The sequence below is a fragment of the Mucilaginibacter phenanthrenivorans genome, assembly GCF_024721155.1.
In the GTDB taxonomy this organism is placed as follows: Bacteria; Bacteroidota; Bacteroidia; order Sphingobacteriales; family Sphingobacteriaceae; genus Mucilaginibacter; species Mucilaginibacter phenanthrenivorans.
Map to the genome: position 1 here is coordinate 46,675 of NZ_JAHVAP010000014.1, position 18,894 is coordinate 65,568.

22 protein-coding genes are annotated in these 18,894 nt (G+C 41.8%); 13 read left to right on the forward strand and 9 right to left on the reverse strand.

The window, feature by feature from the left end:
* The first annotated feature begins 153 nt into the window (after positions 1-153).
* From flxA to KXD93_RS26205, 8 genes are all read left to right on the forward strand, one after another.
* Positions 154-1,704: a flexirubin biosynthesis tyrosine ammonia-lyase FlxA gene (gene flxA, locus KXD93_RS26170; protein WP_258140490.1), complete on the forward strand. Its 1,551-nt coding sequence runs from the start codon at positions 154-156 to the stop codon at positions 1,702-1,704.
* Positions 1,701-2,426 (forward strand): flexirubin biosynthesis SDR family reductase FlxB, encoded by a 726-nt coding sequence (gene flxB, locus KXD93_RS26175; protein ID WP_258140491.1) that lies wholly within the window; start codon positions 1,701-1,703, stop codon positions 2,424-2,426. The genes flxA and flxB overlap by 4 nt, the downstream gene beginning before the upstream one ends.
* 3 nt (positions 2,427-2,429) lie before the next feature.
* The gene (locus tag KXD93_RS26180) at positions 2,430-2,852 is read left to right on the forward strand and encodes a hotdog family protein (RefSeq protein ID WP_258140492.1); all 423 of its coding nucleotides are present in this window, start codon (positions 2,430-2,432) and stop codon (positions 2,850-2,852) included.
* Positions 2,849-3,991, forward strand: a complete 1,143-nt coding sequence (locus tag KXD93_RS26185) for a beta-ketoacyl-[acyl-carrier-protein] synthase family protein (protein ID WP_258140493.1) — start codon at positions 2,849-2,851, stop codon at positions 3,989-3,991. The genes KXD93_RS26180 and KXD93_RS26185 overlap by 4 nt, the downstream gene beginning before the upstream one ends.
* A gap of 163 nt (positions 3,992-4,154) precedes the next feature.
* Positions 4,155-4,775 carry a hypothetical protein gene (locus KXD93_RS26190; RefSeq protein ID WP_258140494.1) on the forward strand — a complete coding sequence of 207 codons (621 nt, stop codon included), beginning with the start codon at positions 4,155-4,157 and terminating at the stop codon, positions 4,773-4,775.
* 8 nt (positions 4,776-4,783) lie between these two features.
* Positions 4,784-5,983: a beta-ketoacyl-[acyl-carrier-protein] synthase family protein gene (locus KXD93_RS26195; RefSeq protein ID WP_258140495.1), complete on the forward strand. Its 1,200-nt coding sequence runs from the start codon at positions 4,784-4,786 to the stop codon at positions 5,981-5,983.
* Between the two features lie 2 nt (positions 5,984-5,985).
* The gene (locus KXD93_RS26200) at positions 5,986-7,050 is read left to right on the forward strand and encodes a beta-ketoacyl synthase chain length factor (RefSeq protein ID WP_258140496.1); all 1,065 of its coding nucleotides are present in this window, start codon (positions 5,986-5,988) and stop codon (positions 7,048-7,050) included.
* Positions 7,051-7,056: 6 nt separating this feature from the next.
* Positions 7,057-7,440, forward strand: a complete 384-nt coding sequence (locus tag KXD93_RS26205) for an ApeI family dehydratase (protein ID WP_258140497.1) — start codon at positions 7,057-7,059, stop codon at positions 7,438-7,440.
* 166 nt (positions 7,441-7,606) lie between these two features.
* Here KXD93_RS26205 and KXD93_RS26210 read toward each other — a convergent pair whose 3' ends face one another.
* Genes KXD93_RS26210 through KXD93_RS26245 form a run of 8 tightly spaced genes read right to left on the reverse strand, consistent with a single transcriptional unit; the run spans position 7,607 to position 13,912 of the window.
* A complete protein-coding gene (locus tag KXD93_RS26210) occupies positions 7,607-7,870 on the reverse strand; it encodes a phosphopantetheine-binding protein (protein WP_258140498.1) in 264 nt (87 codons plus the stop codon).
* An 8-nt stretch (positions 7,871-7,878) separates the two neighbouring features.
* Positions 7,879-9,159: an ABC transporter permease gene (locus KXD93_RS26215; RefSeq protein ID WP_258140499.1), complete on the reverse strand. Its 1,281-nt coding sequence runs from the start codon at positions 9,157-9,159 to the stop codon at positions 7,879-7,881.
* Positions 9,152-9,913, reverse strand: coding sequence for an ABC transporter ATP-binding protein (locus KXD93_RS26220; protein WP_258140500.1), 762 nt, complete (start codon positions 9,911-9,913; stop codon positions 9,152-9,154). The genes KXD93_RS26215 and KXD93_RS26220 overlap by 8 nt, the downstream gene beginning before the upstream one ends.
* On the reverse strand, positions 9,904-10,917 hold the full coding sequence (darH, locus tag KXD93_RS26225; RefSeq protein WP_258140501.1) for a BtrH-related acyltransferase DarH: 1,014 nt from the start codon (positions 10,915-10,917) through the stop codon (positions 9,904-9,906). Before darH ends, KXD93_RS26220 begins: the two co-directional genes overlap by 10 nt.
* Complete coding sequence (gene DarG / locus KXD93_RS26230; RefSeq protein ID WP_258140502.1) at positions 10,907-11,314, reverse strand: flexirubin biosynthesis protein DarG; 408 nt, start codon at positions 11,312-11,314, stop codon at positions 10,907-10,909. Before DarG ends, darH begins: the two co-directional genes overlap by 11 nt.
* Positions 11,315-11,320: 6 nt before the next feature.
* On the reverse strand, positions 11,321-12,469 hold the full coding sequence (gene darB, locus KXD93_RS26235; protein WP_258140503.1) for a dialkylresorcinol biosynthesis protein DarB: 1,149 nt from the start codon (positions 12,467-12,469) through the stop codon (positions 11,321-11,323).
* A gap of 11 nt (positions 12,470-12,480) precedes the next feature.
* A complete protein-coding gene (locus KXD93_RS26240; RefSeq protein ID WP_258140504.1) occupies positions 12,481-13,383 on the reverse strand; it encodes a hypothetical protein in 903 nt (300 codons plus the stop codon).
* Between the two features lie 34 nt (positions 13,384-13,417).
* Positions 13,418-13,912 (reverse strand): hypothetical protein, encoded by a 495-nt coding sequence (locus tag KXD93_RS26245; RefSeq protein ID WP_258140505.1) that lies wholly within the window; start codon positions 13,910-13,912, stop codon positions 13,418-13,420.
* Between the two features lie 257 nt (positions 13,913-14,169).
* Here KXD93_RS26245 and KXD93_RS26250 point away from each other — a divergent pair, with 257 nt between their 5' ends.
* The 5 genes from KXD93_RS26250 to KXD93_RS26270 are packed head-to-tail and all read left to right on the forward strand — an operon-like array spanning position 14,170 to position 17,663.
* A complete protein-coding gene (locus KXD93_RS26250; RefSeq protein WP_258140506.1) occupies positions 14,170-14,985 on the forward strand; it encodes an SDR family oxidoreductase in 816 nt (271 codons plus the stop codon).
* An 18-nt stretch (positions 14,986-15,003) separates the two neighbouring features.
* Positions 15,004-15,468: a 3-hydroxyacyl-ACP dehydratase FabZ family protein gene (locus tag KXD93_RS26255; protein ID WP_258140507.1), complete on the forward strand. Its 465-nt coding sequence runs from the start codon at positions 15,004-15,006 to the stop codon at positions 15,466-15,468.
* Positions 15,465-16,739 carry a beta-ketoacyl-[acyl-carrier-protein] synthase family protein gene (locus KXD93_RS26260; protein ID WP_258140508.1) on the forward strand — a complete coding sequence of 425 codons (1,275 nt, stop codon included), beginning with the start codon at positions 15,465-15,467 and terminating at the stop codon, positions 16,737-16,739. The genes KXD93_RS26255 and KXD93_RS26260 overlap by 4 nt, the downstream gene beginning before the upstream one ends.
* Before the next feature lie 4 nt (positions 16,740-16,743).
* The gene (locus tag KXD93_RS26265) at positions 16,744-17,001 is read left to right on the forward strand and encodes an acyl carrier protein (RefSeq protein WP_258140509.1); all 258 of its coding nucleotides are present in this window, start codon (positions 16,744-16,746) and stop codon (positions 16,999-17,001) included.
* Positions 16,998-17,663, forward strand: a complete 666-nt coding sequence (locus KXD93_RS26270; protein WP_258140510.1) for a holo-ACP synthase — start codon at positions 16,998-17,000, stop codon at positions 17,661-17,663. Before KXD93_RS26265 ends, KXD93_RS26270 begins: the two co-directional genes overlap by 4 nt.
* 68 nt (positions 17,664-17,731) lie before the next feature.
* Here the strand turns inward: KXD93_RS26270 and fbp are convergent, their stop codons facing one another.
* Positions 17,732-18,763, reverse strand: coding sequence for a class 1 fructose-bisphosphatase (gene fbp, locus KXD93_RS26275; protein WP_258140511.1), 1,032 nt, complete (start codon positions 18,761-18,763; stop codon positions 17,732-17,734).
* Between the last annotated feature and the right edge of the window lie 131 nt (positions 18,764-18,894).

Genomic DNA, 18,894 nt, shown 5'->3' on the forward strand with positions numbered 1-18,894 from the left:
TAAAAATAGCGATGGGTTTTAAACCCATCGCTATTTTTAAATCACACAATTCCCTCATCCCCGTTTTATTGCACTTTACATTGATCCGTTATCTATATATTTTATACTTTAGCGGATTATTATTCACCCTGATAAAACAAATAATTTTTGCCCATGATACTTGTTGGACAAAGTGCGCTTTCTTTAAATGATTTTTCTGAACTGATATTTAAACAAAAGGAGGTTGCTTTAGATGAAGCTGCTTTAACTAAGATCAATACCAACTTCGAGTTCCTTAAACAATTCTCGTCTAACAAACTCATTTACGGCATCAATACCGGCTTTGGCCCTATGGCCCAATACAAGGTAAACGAAGAAAATATATTACAACTTCAATATAATCTTATCCGCAGTCATTCATCCGGCAGCGGTAAGTTAATGACTGCACAACTGTCAAAAGCGCTGATGATTGCCCGCTTAAATAGCTTTATGCAGGCCTATTCGGGTGTACATACAGATGTTGTTGAATTATTAAAGAACCTGATCAATAATAACATTGCCCCATGTGTTTACGAACATGGCGGTGTTGGCGCCAGTGGGGATTTAGTTCAACTGGCCCATTTGGGACTTGTTTTGATTGGCGAAGGCGAAGTTATTTTTGAAGACGCCGTTCATCCTACTATGGACATCTTCAATAAATTCAATATCAAACCGCTTTCTATCCATATCCGCGAGGGGCTGGCTATATTAAACGGCACCTCTGCCATGACAGGCATCGGGATGATCAATATCATCCAGGCTAAGAAGTTATTGAACTGGTCGGTTTTGTTTTCGGCGATGATCAATGAAATAGTCGAAGCATTTGATGACCATTATTCAAAAGAGTTAAACATAGTAAAACGGCATAAAGGGCAAAATGCGATTGCCGAAATGATGCGCAATATTTTACAGGACAGCAAAATGATCCGCGATCGTTCGGAGCATCTATACAATCCTGATAACCTTGATCAGGAAGTATTTGAGGACAAGGTACAGGAATACTATTCCTTACGCTGTGTAACCCAGATCCTTGGGCCCATATACGATACCATTGCACAGGTTGAAAACACGGTAGTAAATGAATTAAACTCCGTTAATGACAACCCGGTTATTGACCACGAGAACCAGAATATTTTTCACGGTGGTAATTTCCATGGCGATTATGTATCACTGGAAATGGACAAGCTAAAAATTGCCATGACCCGAGTATCTATGCTTGCAGAACGGCAGTTAAATTATCTTTTAAACAGCAAACTGAACCAGAAGCTGCCGCCTTTTGTGAATTTAGGTATTCTTGGTTTAAACTTCGGCATGCAGGGGATGCAATTTACAGCTACTTCTACCACTGCCGAAAATCAAACGCTATCATTCCCGATGTATGTGCACAGCATCCCGAATAACAACGATAATCAAGACATTGTAAGCATGGGTTGTAATGCTGCCTTGATGACCAAGAGGGTGATCGATAATTCATTCGAAGTGCTCGGCATTCACCTGATGACCATTTTGCAGGCAATTGATTACCTGGAATGCAAGGACAGGCTTTCAAGTATCTCAAGAGCGTTATATGACGAGGTTAGGCTGATCTTCCCGAAATTTATAGAAGATGCGCCTAAATATAAGGATTTGGAGCGCGTGAAAACTTTCCTTGAATCAACAGACCACATTACATCGTTCTCCAAATGAAATGCGCGTTAGTCACCGGCGGCTCAAGGGGCATTGGTAAGGCTATTTGCCTAAAGCTTGCCTCGCTGGATTATTATGTGCTGGTAAATTACAGAAGCAACATTGAAGAGGCCGAAAAAACGCTTGCTTTGATAAAGGAAAACGGCGGCAATGGCGAATTAATGCCATTCGACGTAGCTGATAGAGAACAGATCAAACAATTGGGCGACTGGATAGCCACCAACGAAGATAAATACATCGAAGTATTGATAAACAACGCTGGCATCCGAGATGATAGTCTGATGGCGTGGATGGCCGAAGACCAGTGGGATAATGTTTTAAAAACGAATCTCGATAGCTTTTTTTATGTTACCCGTTTGGTACTTAATGGTATGCTAACCCGCAAATACGGACGCATCATTAATATCGTTTCCCTTTCGGGCCTAAAAGGCCTTGCCGGGCAAACCAACTATTCTGCCGCAAAGGCAGGCGTAATTGGGGCAACCAAAGCTCTTGCGCAGGAAATAGCCCGGCAGGGAATTACCGTAAATGCCCTGGCCCCCGGATTTATCAAAACTGATATGACCGAAGGTCTTGATGAAAAGGAACTAAAAATGATGATTCCTGCAAGGCGATTTGGTTTACCGGAGGAAGTTGCAAGCGCCGCTGCGTTTTTTTCATCTGCAGAAGCGGGTTATATAACCGGACAGGTACTTTCGATCAATGGTGGTTTATATTCATGATCCATGGATTTCCCGGTTGAAAATATTGTCCATTTAATCCCGCAAAAAGCGCCGTTTGTTATGGTGAGCAAATTACTTTATGTGGATGAAACTAGCACCAAAAGCAGCTTTATAATAAACCCCGATAATGTATTTGTAAAGAACGGAATTTTCCAGGAAGCGGGCTTAATGGAAAATATAGCCCAAACAGCTGCGTTAAGATCAGGTTACATAGCCAGCATTGAAAACAAACCGGTTGAAGTAGGCTATATTGGGGCAATAAAAGATTTTGAAGTATTTGATTTACCAAAGGCTAATGAAGAACTGATAACTGAAATAACAATAGAAAACCACCTATTCAACGTTACCGTACTTTTGGGTAAGGTTTGGCATAATGGCAAGTTAATTGCCCAATGCGAAATGAAAGTATTTATGGACGATAAATGAGCAAGATGAGTGTAAAGGATGTTTTTATAGTTATCGATAATATATTATCCCCCCTTGGTAAGACCACGGCTGAAAATTTCGGCCAACTCAAAAACAACATTTCCGGCGTAAAGCTGCATAATGACGAAAGCTTATCTTCCACTCCCTTTTATGCGTCGTTATTTGATAAAGATGAAATCTTAATAGCTGATGGTAGTGAGTTTACCAAATTCGAGCAACTCCTTATCGCCTCCATATCCGTTGCCTTGCAAAATACCGCCATTGACATAAAAGATAAAAAAACGATTTTAATTATATCCAGCACCAAAGGCAACATCAGCCTGCTTGAAACAGAGGCAAACAGCCCCGCCCTGGAAAACAGGATTGCAATGTCGACCTCAGCCAAATTAGTTGCCGGTCATTTTGGATTTCAAAATCAACCTGTCACTATTTCAAACGCCTGTATTTCGGGTGTTATGGCACTTTTAACCGGGATGCGTTTATTAAGAACCGGCGAATATGAAAATGCAGTGATCTGCGGAGCAGATGTGATCTCCAAATTCATCGTATCCGGTTTTCAATCTTTCCAGGCGTTAAGCAATGATATTTGTAAACCATTCGATAAGGCAAGAACCGGGTTAAATTTGGGTGAAGGGGCGGCAACTGTAGTACTATCAACAAACAAGCGATTCGAAGGAAATATAAAAATTAAAGGTGGAGCAGTAAGCAACGACGCCAACCATATTTCGGGCCCGTCAAGAACCGGGGAAGAACTGGCTTATGCCATAAAAAAAGCAATGAAAGATGCTGATTTGGGATCCAATAATATTGATTTTATTTCGGCACATGGCACGGCAACTATTTATAATGATGAAATGGAAGCCAATGCGATTGGCTTAGCAGGTTTACAAGATGTTCCGTTAAATAGTTTGAAAGGATATTACGGCCATACATTGGGTGCGGCGGGATTGATAGAATCGGTTATTTCGATACACTCATTAAAAGAAAGTTTATTGATAGCGACACCAGGATTTGAGCATTTGGGTGTTACCAGCCCGGTAAATGTATGTGCCTCTCTTACGCACATCAATGCCGGCAACTTTCTTAAAACAGCATCGGGATTCGGTGGTTGTAACGCAGCCGTGGTGATAGGCAAATAATTATATTTGACAAAAAACTTGTCATTGCGAGGAGGAACGACGAAGCAAACTCGTAACTGTACAGAGCGAATAGAAAAGTGTAGAACATACATAGCGTAAATGCATTGGCGACGAGGTTGCCGCGCTATCGCTCGCAATGACAATGTTTTATAATTAAAGAATATTGATAGCAGAAAATTATATAACGAACACTTGCAGTATCTTTAATGATACTGTTCATAAAAACGACCTAAACGCTTTTGAAAATAAAGGCGCCGATTTGTCAGCGTTCCTGCTTTCCGCTTACCAGCATTTCCAATTCCATTATCCAAAGTTTTACAAAATGGATAATCTGAGCAAATTGGGCTGGCTGGCATCCGAAATATTGCTAAAAGACGATTTTAGTAAATATAATTACCAACCCGAAGAAATTGGAGTAGTTTTGGCTAATTCAAATTCAAGTTTGGATAATGATCTGAAATACTCCGATACATTAAAAGATATCCCGAGCCCTTCCGTATTTGTTTATACTTTGCCCAACATCGTTATTGGAGAAATTTGTATCAGGAACAATTTTAAAGGAGAGCATGCCTTTTTTATCCAGGAAAGTTTTAATGCCGGTTTTATAGCACAGCAGGTAAATTATTTACTTGATAATAATATTTTGCAGGCCTGTATTTGCGGCTGGGTTGATGTTTTGGAACAGCATTATAAGGCGACCCTGTTTTTAGTTGAAAAGAAAAAAGAAGAAAAAAGCTTATTATTTTCGGCAGAAAATATGGAGCGTATTTTTAATAAAGCTTAAGAATTTATATGGATCAATCGGTTTACGTGGCGGGTGTGGGTGTGATTTCGGCGATAGGGAATAATGTGGCTGAACACCTGGCTTCATTCGAGCGCGGGGAAGCAGGCATGGCGGAGATCACTTTGTTTGATACTATACACCAGCATACACGACCTGTAGCAGAGGTTAAATTGACAGACGATGAACTGATCGCCCAAACAGGATTATCAACACACAACGGGCGTACTGCGCTCCTGAGCCTGGTTGCGGCACGTGAAGCGATGTCCAATGCCGCCATCCCTGGACTGGAGAATTTAAGAGTCGGCTTTGTTTCGGCAAATACAGTAGGCGGCATGGATAGAAGCGAAGATTTTTTTGTGAGATTCCTGGCCGATAACAGCAAAGGCAAATTAAAGAACGTATTTGATCACGAATGCGGCAGCATGACAGAAATAGTAGCCGACCAGCTGGGCATAACGGATTTCATGACCACCATAAGCACCGCCTGTTCATCTTCAGCCAATGCAATATTTTATGGCGCAAGACTGATCAGGAACGATGTGGTTGATGTGGTGGTAGCCGGCGGGGCCGACGCCATCACTAAATTTACCCTCAACGGTTTTAATACCCTGATGATCCTTGATGACGAATTTTGCAAGCCATTTGACGAGCATCGCGAAGGCTTGAACCTGGGCGAAGGTGCGGGCTATTTGGTGCTGGTTTCGGATAAGGTAGCCAAAACATTAAATAAACCACTTTATTGCACTTTAAGCGGCTATAACAATAGTAACGATGCCTATCATCAAACAGCTTCGTCTCCGGACGGAACAGGATCCTATTTGGCAATGCAAAAAGCGCTTGATAAAAGTGGGCTCAAACCATCCGATATCAGCTATATTAACCTGCATGGAACCGGAACCCCAAATAACGACAGCGCCGAAGGAACGGCTGTTAAACGATTGTTCGATCCTGCGTATCCGCCAATGAGCTCAACCAAATCATTCACGGGCCATACATTGGGTGCCAGCGGGGGCATTGAAGCCGTATTTTCCGCACTTGCCATAAAACATGGTATTATATATCCTAATCTGCGATTTGAAACTCGGATGGCGGAGGTCCCATTTGAACCTGAAACCAGGTTCTTGAAGAACCAGGATATCAAACACGTTATGTCCAACTCGTTTGGCTTTGGCGGTAATTGTACATCATTAATATTTTCGAGGGTTTGATCATGAAAATATATATCCGCTCTTCTGCCTGTATCTCCGCTCAAAACACGTTTGATAACGATGGTTTTTTAAATGGTATTATTGAGTATAATACTACCCGTTTAGTGGCCGTTGAACCCGATTATAAAGAGTTTATTGATGCGAAACTGATTCGCCGGATGAGCCACGTAATTAAAATGGGCGTGGCTGTCGCAAAAAGGTGCTTGCTGAACGGCAATACAGAAATGCCCGGCGCAATAATCACCGGCACTGCATTCGGCTGCATGGAGGATACCGTTACTTTTTTAACCCGTATTATTGAACAAAACGAAGAACTGCTTCCCCCTACCGCCTTTATCCAGTCAACCCACAATACTGTTGCCGCCCAAATAGCCTTGATGCTTAAGTGTCATGCTTATAACAATACATTTGTGCACAAAGGCATTTCGTTTGAGAGCGCATTGTTTGATGCGATAATGCTTTTAAACGAACAGGAAGCAGATAACATATTAGTAGGCGGAACTGAAGAAATGGTTGATACCAGTTACACAGTTTTAACCCGCCTTGGCTTATACAAGCGCCATCCCGTTTCAAACCTGTCGCTTTACGATACCGGATCAAAGGGCACAATCGGAGGCGAAGGAGCAACGTTCTTTTTATTGACAGACAAGCCATCACCAGATAACCTTGCGGAGCTGACCGGCCTTACTACCTTTTATAATCCAAAGGATACAGAGGATATAAAAAATCGGATCACCACATTTTTAGAAAAGCATGCGGTAGCGTTTGAAGATCTCGACTTGGTTATATCAGGAAAAAACGGTGATGTAAGGAACGACGAAATCCACGAAGAACTAAACAACTCTATCTTCAAAAATATTGCACAGGCTAACTATAAACACCTTTGCGGTGAATATACGGTGGCCTCTTCATTTGCATTGTGGCTGGCGTCAAATATTATTAAAAAAGGAATAGTTCCGGAAGTAATTTTGGAGACCAAATTAAAAGTTACCGCTCCTAAAAAAGTTTTGATCTATAACCATTACCAAAACAAGTATCATTCATTAATGCTGGTTTCAGCGATTTAATTTAGTATGATGGAAGATGCAAATGATGAGTTATTCAAGGTTGACAAATTAGCGCACACCGATGGCTTGATCAAAGCTGAATTATTTATCAATCCCAATAGCGCCATATTTAAAGGTCATTTCCCCGGCCAGCCCATAGTTCCGGGCGCGTGTATGCTGCAAATTGCAAAAGAAGTAATAGAAAGCGCTTTAGGGCAATCTTTAACGATACAGAAAGCGGGCAATCTAAAGTTTATAGGTATGATCGACCCTTTGGTTACTTCTTCGGTGCAATTGGAGATTGCTTATAAATTTGTGGAGGATGAGGTTAGCTTTACGGGTAAATTGAGTGATGGGGATAGGGTGTGTTTTAAACTTCAGGCAAGATCTGTCGCTATAAAAACAATCTAAAAAAATCGTCATTGAGTAACGAAGCAACTTATACGTAGGACAGTCATGAACCTCAGTCTTTGTGGGCCCCACCTAGATGCGGCATTCAGGTTCCCACAAAGGTTGTGTTTCGTTGATTAGCATGTGAAGAGGTTGCTTCGTTCCTCGCAATGACGTGATGGTGAGGCTATTTCTTACTATGCTCCTGAATATAATCCGCCATAGTAGCCACGTCAACCAGCACTTTTCTTCCTTCCCTTGGATCCCTGATATCAATTCCGTATTCCTTTTTCATCAATACGATCAGCTCAAGGGAATCAATAGAATCCAAACCCAGGCCATCGCCAAATAGTGGCTCATCGTCTTTTATATCGGCTGGGGTTAGGTCGGTAAGGTTTAAAAATTTTATGATCTGGCTTTTAAGCTGTTCTTTTAGTTCTGTGGTCTCCATTGAGGCAATTATATTAATTTCTTTCTTTTTAACCCAATAAAGGTTACAAATTGAAATATCAGTGTAATAATGAATAAAGGTATGATATTGTTTACAACATCCTTCAATTTCCCGCCTTCGAGAAATAAAGTGTAATAGGCCTGCAAGCACCAGTGCATTGGCGAAATATCGGCAGCCGACTTAAAAAAGCCCTGCATGGCAAAGCTTGGCACCATCAACCCGCCTACACAGGCAAGTATCACGATGGATACCGCGCCAAAGCCGTTGGCCTGCTCCTGCGTATTGGCAAATACGCCCACACAAATGGCATAGCTAACTGCGCACCAGCCGCAAACTATGGTTACTATTGTTAACGCCATCAGATCAGATGGCAAATTCAACGCCGGTAACCCAAATACCGGGAACAGCCAAATACCCATCGAAAATATCACTGCTGCCTGCAGCATGGTTACCAGCAGGTAAACTACTTGTTTGGAAAGCAAGCCAACAAGATAATTAGTCGGTAAAGTTTTTAGGCGGATAAAGCTACCGCTTACCTTTTCCCTTACTACACTGCCACCTAATGACATGATGATAAAGAACATGGCGAATATCGTCCAGGCCGGTACATTGTGTTGTGTGGCATTTGGGGTGCTTCGCGTACCGTCCTTACTAACCGGGATCTCGTTGATAGCTGTCTGGTTATTCAGCATTTCATTTTCGAGCTTTTCGGGTAAAGGCTTTTCGTTGATGGAGAAATAAAGGCTTCTCAATGTTTCCCGGCTCTCCACCAATTGCATTGCACTGCGGATCGCACCCTGTACTGATAAGCGGATGGATTCCTGCAACACAGGATTATAATAAATAGTAAGCGGATCAATACCGCCAGCTGCATGCTTAACGGAATCGCCCTCAAGGCCAAAACTCTTTAAAGCCTTACCTGCAATACTTTTTGACTGAGCCGAAACCTTAGCCGAAAAATTCGCCGGGATGATTACCCCAAGCATCGCATCCTTCTCGTGCATCGCATCCGTTATCTGCTTTTCGCTTTGATCACCGGACACCAGCGAAGCCTTGAACATGCCTATCTTGTTGATGGCCGTTATTAATTGTTTGCTCGCCTGCCCGGTATCGTTATTATTGATGATAATGGACAGCTTGTTTTTGTTAACCAGCTGAAATGTACTGTTCTGGATGCTGGTTACCACCACCACTAAAATGATCGGCATCACAAACATCAGCGAGATGCCCACCTTATCGCGCAGCAGGATCCTGAAATCTTTTATTATGGTGGCTTTGAGCTTAAACATCGTTCCTGAGGTCCTTTCCGGTTAAGTTCAAAAACATCTGTTCAAGGCTTTCCTGTTTATGGTCGGCCATTAATTTATCCAAACTATCCTGTGCTATAATTTTTCCATTGTCTATCAGCGCGACTTGTTTACACAAGTCCTCTGCTTCGCTCAATTGATGCGAGGTATAGATGAGTGTAGTCCCTTCCTTGTTTAATTTCAATAAGTAATCGATAATGGCATGGCGGGTTTGCACATCTACGCCAACGGTAGGCTCGTCCAAAAATATGATCTCTGGTTTATGGATTACGCCAATGGCGAGGTTCACCCTGCGCTTCATCCCGCCGCTGAATTTCTCAACCGGCTTGTTACGCACTTCATCCAAGCCTAAAATATCCAGCAATTCGTCGGTTCTTTGTTTAATGGTGCGCTTAGTTAATCCGCTCCAGGCACCGAAGAATTGGAGGTTCTCCACCGGACTCAACTCCTGGTAAAAGGAAAAATCCTGCGGCACAAAACCGAATAACTTATTTACGGCATTATTTTGCTTACCAACTTCCAGTCCTAAAAGTTTTATATGCCCCTCATCGGCAGTTATCAAACCTGTCATCAAACTGATGAGCGTTGTTTTACCGGCGCCATTGGGCCCAAACAATCCAAACCGCTCCCCTTTAGCTATCTTTAAGTTCAGCTTTGAGAATGACACATCAGGATTGCCGGGATATTTAAATCCCATATCCTCAATATCAATAGCTAATGGAGCGTTTACTGCCATTTTATTTTCTTTAATGTTTCAAAGGCAGATCTCTCCACTTCAGCAATTTCCAACAGGTAATCGCCCATTGTATTAAAATCTTCCTGGCTGCCTATACGGCCCTTGTAAATTCCGGCTGCATGTACCGCAGCTGTACGCCACAGGTCGCCCGACTTAGTAAAGATACTGCTATACACGGCCAATTGGTTGCCTGGCAGGTAAACATCTGCCTCCTGCAAAAATGCACCATAAATGTACCGGAAGCCTCCCCCACCTGTGCCTATCTCCTCCTGCATCCTTACCATCTGTGCCAGGTAAAGTTTGGATTTTTCTATTCCCAGTTTATCGCGCCAGTTTTTTATTTTTTTTCCGGTATTCCTGATGCCGCTAATTCCTGCAAAGCTGCCGGGAATGCTGAGCATATTGTAAACATTCTTTTTTATCCCGCTTTTAATGGCCTGCCTGATCTGGTCGTCAGTAATTTCTTTATTTTCTTTGGGATAATAAATGTGCCCCTTAGGCGATAACGCGCCTTTTGCAAAACGCACCCTTTCCAACTGGTAGCTGTCCATTACGTTGGTACCTTCCATAATTGGGTCGCTCACCAAATAATTGTCACCATCCTTGCCGTAAACAATAAGGTTATGCGCATTAAAATGGAAGCGATATTCCTTCGGAAAGTATGGTAAATAGTAAACACCTACCTGGCAACCAACAGCATGCCCGGTTTCCAGGCACATGTCTAAGTACACTTGTGCCTTCTCCTTCGAACCGAACTTTTTACGTTCAACCGGGATGTTCAGGGATTTGCAGGTACGGCTAAATATATGACCCGGCATTGTACGGAATGCTATTGCAGGGCCATTGTTTATTTTTATCAACGGGATATAAGCAAAAAACAAACCTGCGCCAATGCCAAAGGCCAGCGGCTCGGTTATTTTACCCCCTGATGCATTCCATAATAAGTTGCTGGTAACGCCCGATTCACAATGTGCAGCCTGACGATGTTCAAAATCAATCTTCATGCACGGTCATAGTTTTAAGGTCTTCCACCTTTATATTAAACGCCTCAGCGTATTTTTGTAGTTTTTTGTCGGATAATTTTTTAAACACTTCGGGTTTCAAGTGCCTTTTGATCTGCCATTTCCAAATGCCGGTATAGCCTGCCAAAATTGCTACGTCCATCAGCCTGTATTCTATAAAAAACAAAAGCGGACTCGCCTTGCCATCACGCACCTGTTGTTTAGCTGCTGCGATGCGTTTTTCAATATCGCCCCAGGCAGTATCAAGTGCAGTGATCTTTACATCCCAGCCACTGCTCAACTCGGTAACGTATTTACCATTGCTGTCTGTAGCATAGCAAACCTCTTTGGTTATTTTCCCAAGCGAACTTAAGTCCTGTGGCACTTCATCCTTTTTCATCTCAGTTTAGCAAACAGTAAGCATTGCATACATATACGAGAAACGCGCGCTTTCCGGAACCAATAGCAGGATTTTCTCCCCTTTTTTCAAACGGCCGCTTTTAAACAGCTCGTCAATCATCAGGTAAACTGAGGCAGCGCCAACATTTCCAACAGTGTAAAGGTTGATAAACCATTTTTCGTAAGGGATGCCGCCACCGTACTCTTCTATCATATCGTAGATCTTGCTCTTAAAGAAGTTACTGCTGATATGGGGTAAGAAATAGTCGATATCGTCAACGCCGAGGCCTTTTTTCTCAAAGATCTCCTTGATCTTCCTGCCACCAAGCGGAACGATATTATCGCTCAATAAAGTAATATCCTGTTTTACGCTGAATATGGATTTGGTCATGATCTCTTCGGGAGTATAGTCCATAAAGCCTTTTAATGATCCGTCTTCCTGCTTCTCGCCGCCCATGTACATACATGTCTGCATCTCATTTGCGTATGACACACCTTCTATCCATTCAACCCGCAAGGATAAGCCCTCTTCATTTGGTTTATCAGTCATTAAAAATGCCGACGCACCGTCTGACAACATCCAGCGTAAAAAATCCTTTTGAAAGGCAATAAATGGATTTTCTTCCATTTCCTTCAGTTTCTGTGCTTCTTCTTCAAATACCTCAGAAACCAACAGGCCTGAAAACCTTTCTGACCCCGTGGCAACGGCTTTTTTTACCTCTCCTGACTTGATAGCCAGGTAAGCATATTTTAAAGCATGCATTCCTGCACAACAAACGCCCGATGGGGAAACTACTTCGATCCCACCAACTTCCGGAATCCAGCCATGTGTCATTACACCGTGGCTTGGCATCATCTGATCGGGTGAAGAAGTGCCGCATGACAGCAACTCGAGTCCCTTCATTTTTTCAGGGTCGTTATCAAATAATGCTCTTACCGCTTCGGCAGTCATCTGCGCATTGGTATGGGTTGATTTGCGATCCTTAGTCAGCGCGTAGTACCTGTTTATAATTCCGTTGTTGCGGAGTACAATTTTCTTTGATTTTGACGGCCTATTATCAATATACCCCAAGTATTGCTCCATTTCATCATTTGAAACAGGCTCGTTCGGAAAAAACGCCGAGGTATGGTTGATATAAACTTTTGTATCAGACATATGTTGGTATGTTAGTTTATTACTTGTAAGTATTTTAATTTATTACGTTTAATTCGTTTTCCCGAAAAAGGTTTTAAAAATATCGCATCAAGCGTAAGTAAGACCGGTGCTCCCAAAAATAAGGCCACAAACAAATAATATTTAAATGCGCTGAGCCAGGGCGTACGGTTTTTACGGCCGGCAATTATTTTCGCCCAAACTGCAAATATTGGTTTGGCCCGCGCCTCTATAAACATCAGCTTATAATTTATTTCAACCGCTTTTTGCGCTATCAAATCATCCTGCAAAGTATCAAGCTCATTATTTTCAAGGTGCTTTGCAACGGTCTCCCCGTATACTTCAGTACCAGCTATATCCTGCTCTGAAACACCTGGTTTCGGAAAGATATTTAAATAACGTTCTTTTTTGCCGGTTAGCATCCAGTAAAAAATGGTAACAAAGCTTATCGGGTTAGGATGCTTATCAAGCAGCGCTACATTCCCCACTAACTTTGCCCCAGCGTCCTTTATCATATTCCGTACCCGCACATAGGAATTAATCCACATATTGCGACCGGCACTTATGGTAATAACGGGCGTACCCTTTATTATTGCCTTAAACTCATCACTCTGCAGTAAGGAATTGCTTGGGATACTTGGTGATAAAAACCATGGCTGATAGCCTAAGATCACCAGGTCATATTTTGTATCCTTTAAATTCAGTGGATGGATCGGTTCGGGAATTCCTAAAACGCATGAAGGCATTACCGAAAAAAAGCGTGTACCTGTCCACGGGAAATCGTAGTTATTAACCAGCCTGATCTGCGCCTTCTCAACAGTCGCACCCGCCGCTATTAACGGCGCGGTAAACGTGTCGATGATCTCACCCATCTGGCCCGATTGTGTATAATAAATGGCAAGTACCTTTTTATTCATTTGGGGCAAAGTTAAAAACTATCTCTTAGCGCAGCTAAAAATCTTCCGCATGAAGCACTTTTGAATTTTTACAATAATCCTTAATAGCTTGCTGCACCGACTCGGGTAAGTTCTTGAAGTTTTTCTGTACGATCACCTTATCGTTTTCTATATCATTATGATATTTTACAATCTTAGGGGCGTGTTCCTCAATAGCCAGTCTCAAAAAGTGATATTCGGTATTGGCTGCATCATCAAGCAACGCCGATTCTAATTTTATCCGGCCCTGTTTAAAATATTTTAATTTTTGAGATGGCAGCTGCAATTTACCTGCCTTACGCATCAGTAGCGCACCTTCGTAGCCTATTTTATTAGGGTTAGAAGAAGCCTGTACTATTTCAATCTGTTTGTTAATTGCGTCCAAATCGCCGGAATCCATAACGGCATAAAAAGCAGCCTTCTCAAATTTTTGCTGCGCGATAGTAGTCTTGGTAAACCCTACGGTCAAAAGGAAAACAAGAAGTATTTTCCCGTTATTTATCATTTTCATAGCTATCAAACATAATTAAATATTAACGCTCATCAATACTAATAAATGCAAAAAATTAGCGTTTGTAAAAATGCGTCTTATTAGTTACCGGCCATTTAACACATGAATGCTGGAATTGTTATAATATATGTGATATATACACTAAATTTAAGGTATTTTCACTTACTTTGAGGTGGAATTAAGAGCATCTGGTTTTAATAAGTTAACATTAACATAACAAGGACAGATTAAAGCTACAAAGGTTTAAAGCAGTTTTAATGGAGAAACATCTACAATTTAAAGGTTTATGGGCAGTAATTTTAGGAGGATCGGGAGGGTTTGGATATGCTGCTGTTCAAAAACTTACTGCTCACGGCATGAATGTAGCTGTCCTTTACCGCGAAAATAAAGCCGCTGACAAATCCCTGAGGGAAAAACTGGCCCAAATTGCCGAAGCAAACTCAACTACCATTTTACCCTACAATATAAATGCGCTGGACGAAGGTGCCAGGGAAGCATTTGTAAAGGAATTCACGACTATTGCCCCCAAAAATAGCGTAAAACTATTGCTCCATAGCATTGCCCGTGGTAATTTAAAACCGCTTACCATTAAAGATAATCCGGAAGATGAAGGGTATAACACTTTATCTATCGACGATATCCAGCTAACCACCTACGCCATGGCTACCAGCCTGCTCGACTGGACAAAATCACTTTTAAAAACTGATCTTTTTCATGCAGATGGTCGTATCATTGGCCTTACAAGTGAAGGCGCACATAAGTATTGGGATAGCTATGCTGCAGTGTCCATTGCAAAGTCATCATTGGAAAGCCTTGCTAAGTATATGGCGGTCGAGTTTAGCGCATATGGCCTAAAAACCAATGTGATACAGGCCGGAGTAACTGAAACGGCGTCGTTGAAAATGATCCCGGGAAGTGAGAAATTACTGGAGATGGGCATAAAAAGAAATCCTTTAGGAAGAATGACAAAACCAGAAGACGTTGCGGGTGTTATCTACCTGCTGTGTACAGATGAGTCGTTTTGGATAAATGGCTCAATTATTCATGTAGATGGCGGAGAACATTGCCGTTAATAATTATTTATTTGACTTATGAATAACCACATATTAAACCATTTACCATATAAATCGTCTTTCCGTTTTGTAGATAATATCTCACTGTTGAGTGAAAACGAAGTAAGAGGAGAATATACCTTAAAGCAGGATTCTTTTTTTTACGAGGATCATTTTGCAGGAAACCCGGTAACACCCGGTGTTATTATAACGGAAATTATGGCCCAGATTGGTTTGGTTGTATTGGGGATATTTTTGATATTAAAGGAAACTGATCTGAATTTTAATGACGATGATGAGAATTTATTTCCCCTACTCACATCAACTGATGTTTCATTTTTCAAAATGGTTTTACCTGGAGAAAAAGTTACCGTAGTTTCCAAAAAACAATATTTTCGCTTCGGAAAATTGAAGTGTTATGTTGAGATGCTGGACAGTGAACATGAGGTAATTGCAAAGGGTATGTTTTCGGGCATCATAAAAAATATCGAACTAAAAAAATGAGCAAGCGTGTAGTAGTTACAGGGATGGGCATCGTATCGCCAAATGGCATTGGCATCCCGGCTTTTTTACATGCTATCCAAAATGGCATCTCGGGCATAAAATTTATGCCACGCTACCAGGAGCTTAATTTCAGCTGCCAGGTTGCGGGCATGCCTGCCTTTGATTGGGAGAGTCTAAAAAACAAGAACTACATTTCCGAAGTTACTTTTCACGGTTTAAAGGGTACCAATATTGGTTACGGCGTAGCTGCTGCCCTCGATGCATGGGCTGATTCGGGCATGGCTTACGAAACTGATGAACCTCGCTGGGAAACCGGCTGCGTTTTCGGTAACAGCATCGCCGATACCGAGGCCATGAAAAACGTAATAGCCAGGGTTGACAATAAAGAGGCGAGGAAATTAGGGTCACGGGTGGTAGAACAAGCCATGAATAGCGGTGTTACCTCGTATGTTTCAGGCAGATTAGGGCTTGGCAACAAGGTGCTCACCAATTCAGCCGCTTGTGCAACGGGTACCCAGGCAATTTTAATGGGTTATGAATATGTAAAGCATGGCTATGCCAAAAGGATGCTGGTGGGCAGCGCCGAGCATGTCGATACTTATGTTTATGGCGCCTTCGACAGTATGCGGGTATTATCACGCAAGTATAACGATGCTCCTGAAAAGGCTTCACGCCCAATGAGCATTACAGCAGGTGGATTTGTACCGGGATCCGGTTCGGCGGCTTTAATTTTAGAGGACCTTGATTATGCTTTGGAACGCGGTGCTCGCATTTATGCGGAGGTTTTAGGCGGATCGAGCAATTCGGGCGGACAAAGGCAAGGTGGCACTATGACTGCGGCAAATTCTACCGGGGTTATCCGTTGTATTCATGAGGCCATGGCAACTTCAGGTGTTTCAGCCGATCAAATTGACTTGATCAGCGGCCATTTAACCGCAACCAACGCCGACAGGCAGGAAATTCAAAACTGGACAGAAGCTTTAAATCGTGCCGGGGACGATTTTCCGTTAACCAATTCATTAAAGTCAATGATAGGCCATTCGCTGAGCGCAGCCGGCTCAATTGAAACTGTGGCATCCATATTGCAGATAGTGCACGGGTTTGTGCATCCGAACATAAATTTTGAAGATCCGAATCCTGAAATAACAAACCTGGTAAGTTTAGATAAACTGCCTGTTAAAATGATAAAAAAAGAAGTTAACATTGTAGCTAAGGCAAACTTTGGTTTCGGTGACGTTAACTCCTGTTTAATACTAAGTAAATACAAATAAAGAAATGACTAGAGAAGAAATTTTAAGTGAGCTCAAAGCGGTTATATCGCCTTACACGACGAATAAAGAAATGCTTGCCGGCATTGATGACCAAACTGATCTCATAAAAGATTTAAAGATCAATTCAGCTAACCTGGTGGATATAATTATTGATGCCGAGGCTAAATATGATATTGAAATTGATTATGATTCTGCCGATAAAATGGTAAACGTTGGCACCTGCATTGATGTAATAAGCGAAAAGCTTAAGGAAAAAATATGACCGGCACGGGTAACGATATTGTATCACTCGGTGCAATAAACGCTGCCCGTACCAATCAATATAAATTTTACTCCAAAATACTTTCTGATTCAGAAATCCCCCTGTATAACGAGTTCAATTTAGCAGTGATCCCCTTCGAAAACTTTGTGTGGTTATTATGGTCGGTAAAGGAATCGGCCTATAAACTTTTGCAGCGCCACGAGCCGGCATTGCTTTTTACGCCTGTTAAATTTGTGGTTAAAAAGCTACAAATACCTGAAAACTACGCAATAGTAAAGTTTGTGGCAAACGTTGAGGCAACAGGTTTTGAAAATAATTCTTCAATAAATGGGCTCATGAGTTTTGGGCAACATGTGCTTTATTCCCGTTCAATAATTTACCGGAACTTGATCGTTTCCGTAGTAAGTAATCACGATAGCTTCGAAAACACCTGCTGGGGAGTAAAATCCATTGACGATCCGGAACAGGAGAATCAGTCAAAGGAAGTAAGGCTATTTCTGCTGAATAGGCTAAAGCAAATTTATGGCGACTTTGATTTCAGGATAGTTAAAAATCCACATGGTTGCCCGATCCTTTTAAAGGAAACGGAGGAAACATCTATTCCTGTTTCCTTGTCTCATCATGAAAACCTTATTGGATATTCTTTTTTGAAGCATGATTAAATGATCGTAGAAATCAGTGTCCCCTTAATAAGGCCAGGGTGTCTACTATAAAGAAGTTATACAATAGCTTAAGTACCAGTTTCCTTAAATTGATGCAATATTTCGCCTGCCATAAAGGCTTCGGCCTGGATTACCATTTCTTCCGATCCGATAAAAATAGGAGAACGTTGGTGCAGTTCAGTCACTTCTAACTCAAGAATCCGGGAATTGCCATTTGTTGCCCTCCCTCCTGCCTGCTCAATTAAAAAAGCCATGGGATTGCACTCGTAAACCAATCTTAGTTTTCCGTTGGGAGCCGAAGCGGTAACCGGGTAAATAAAAATCCCCCCTTTTATCAGGTTCCGGTGAATATCAGCCACCATTGAGCCAATATAACGCGATGAATAGGGCCGGTTAGTAACCTTGTCCTCTACCTGGCAATATTTTATATATTTTTTTACACCCTGAGGGAAATGAACATAATTACCCTCGTTTATAGAATAGATCAATCCTGTTTTAGGGATTTGCATTTCGGGATGTGACAAGCAAAACTCACCTATTGATGGATCGAGCGTAAAACCATTAACTCCCTTCCCTGTGGTGTAAACCAGCATTGTTGACGAACCGTAAATAACGTAACCGGCTGCTACCTGTTCAGTACCATTTTGTAATACATCTTCAATAGTTGCCGGTCCATTGGTAGAAAACCTGCGATAAATAGAAAATATGGTACCAATCGGGACATTGACATCAATATTTGATGAACCGTCCAGCGGATCGATGGCTACAATGTATTTGGCATCCTTTGAAACATCCGTATCCAACCGGATAATATCGTCATTCTCCTCGGAGGCCACGATACAACATTCCCCGCCACTTTTCAAGGCCGATATAAACTGCTCGTTTGCGTAGACGTCCAGTTTTTGCTGGCTCTCTCCCTGAATATTGGTACTGCCGGCATTTCCTAAAATATCCATCAACCCTGCCTTGTTCACCTCCCGGTTAACAATTTTAGCGGCTATGCCTATGTCGCGCAGCAAACGCGACAGTTCGCCTTTTGCGTATGGAAAATCAGCCTGTTTTTCAATAATAAATTGCCCCAGAGTAACAAAGTTCTTCATATACTTAGTGTATTATATACATACAAAATCCATATAGTTATTTTTGCAATATAGTCAGATAATCAATAAAATAGGAATAAAAAATACAAAAAACATTTACCAATGGACGTGTTAAACAAACACTAAGTGTA

What these genes read in the sequence shown, in the direction of transcription:
- KXD93_RS26265 (WP_258140509.1), top strand. Translation starts at nt 16,744, where the DNA reads ATGACTAGAGAAGAAATTTTAAGTGAGCTCAAAGCGGTTATATCGCCT.
- KXD93_RS26255 (WP_258140507.1), top strand. Translation starts at nt 15,004, where the DNA reads ATGAATAACCACATATTAAACCATTTACCATATAAATCGTCTTTCCGT.
- KXD93_RS26210 (WP_258140498.1), bottom strand. Translation starts at nt 7,870, where the DNA reads ATGGAGACCACAGAACTAAAAGAACAGCTTAAAAGCCAGATCATAAAA.
- KXD93_RS26250 (WP_258140506.1), top strand. Translation starts at nt 14,170, where the DNA reads ATGGAGAAACATCTACAATTTAAAGGTTTATGGGCAGTAATTTTAGGA.
- KXD93_RS26180 (WP_258140492.1), top strand. Translation starts at nt 2,430, where the DNA reads ATGGATTTCCCGGTTGAAAATATTGTCCATTTAATCCCGCAAAAAGCG.
- KXD93_RS26245 (WP_258140505.1), bottom strand. Translation starts at nt 13,912, where the DNA reads ATGAAAATGATAAATAACGGGAAAATACTTCTTGTTTTCCTTTTGACC.
- KXD93_RS26205 (WP_258140497.1), top strand. Translation starts at nt 7,057, where the DNA reads ATGATGGAAGATGCAAATGATGAGTTATTCAAGGTTGACAAATTAGCG.
- KXD93_RS26215 (WP_258140499.1), bottom strand. Translation starts at nt 9,159, where the DNA reads ATGTTTAAGCTCAAAGCCACCATAATAAAAGATTTCAGGATCCTGCTG.
- KXD93_RS26240 (WP_258140504.1), bottom strand. Translation starts at nt 13,383, where the DNA reads ATGAATAAAAAGGTACTTGCCATTTATTATACACAATCGGGCCAGATG.
- KXD93_RS26220 (WP_258140500.1), bottom strand. Translation starts at nt 9,913, where the DNA reads ATGGCAGTAAACGCTCCATTAGCTATTGATATTGAGGATATGGGATTT.
- KXD93_RS26260 (WP_258140508.1), top strand. Translation starts at nt 15,465, where the DNA reads ATGAGCAAGCGTGTAGTAGTTACAGGGATGGGCATCGTATCGCCAAAT.
- darH (WP_258140501.1), bottom strand. Translation starts at nt 10,917, where the DNA reads ATGAAGATTGATTTTGAACATCGTCAGGCTGCACATTGTGAATCGGGC.
- KXD93_RS26200 (WP_258140496.1), top strand. Translation starts at nt 5,986, where the DNA reads ATGAAAATATATATCCGCTCTTCTGCCTGTATCTCCGCTCAAAACACG.
- flxA (WP_258140490.1), top strand. Translation starts at nt 154, where the DNA reads ATGATACTTGTTGGACAAAGTGCGCTTTCTTTAAATGATTTTTCTGAA.
- KXD93_RS26195 (WP_258140495.1), top strand. Translation starts at nt 4,784, where the DNA reads ATGGATCAATCGGTTTACGTGGCGGGTGTGGGTGTGATTTCGGCGATA.
- darB (WP_258140503.1), bottom strand. Translation starts at nt 12,469, where the DNA reads ATGTCTGATACAAAAGTTTATATCAACCATACCTCGGCGTTTTTTCCG.
- KXD93_RS26270 (WP_258140510.1), top strand. Translation starts at nt 16,998, where the DNA reads ATGACCGGCACGGGTAACGATATTGTATCACTCGGTGCAATAAACGCT.
- KXD93_RS26185 (WP_258140493.1), top strand. Translation starts at nt 2,849, where the DNA reads ATGAGCAAGATGAGTGTAAAGGATGTTTTTATAGTTATCGATAATATA.
- flxB (WP_258140491.1), top strand. Translation starts at nt 1,701, where the DNA reads ATGAAATGCGCGTTAGTCACCGGCGGCTCAAGGGGCATTGGTAAGGCT.
- DarG (WP_258140502.1), bottom strand. Translation starts at nt 11,314, where the DNA reads ATGAAAAAGGATGAAGTGCCACAGGACTTAAGTTCGCTTGGGAAAATA.
- fbp (WP_258140511.1), bottom strand. Translation starts at nt 18,763, where the DNA reads ATGAAGAACTTTGTTACTCTGGGGCAATTTATTATTGAAAAACAGGCT.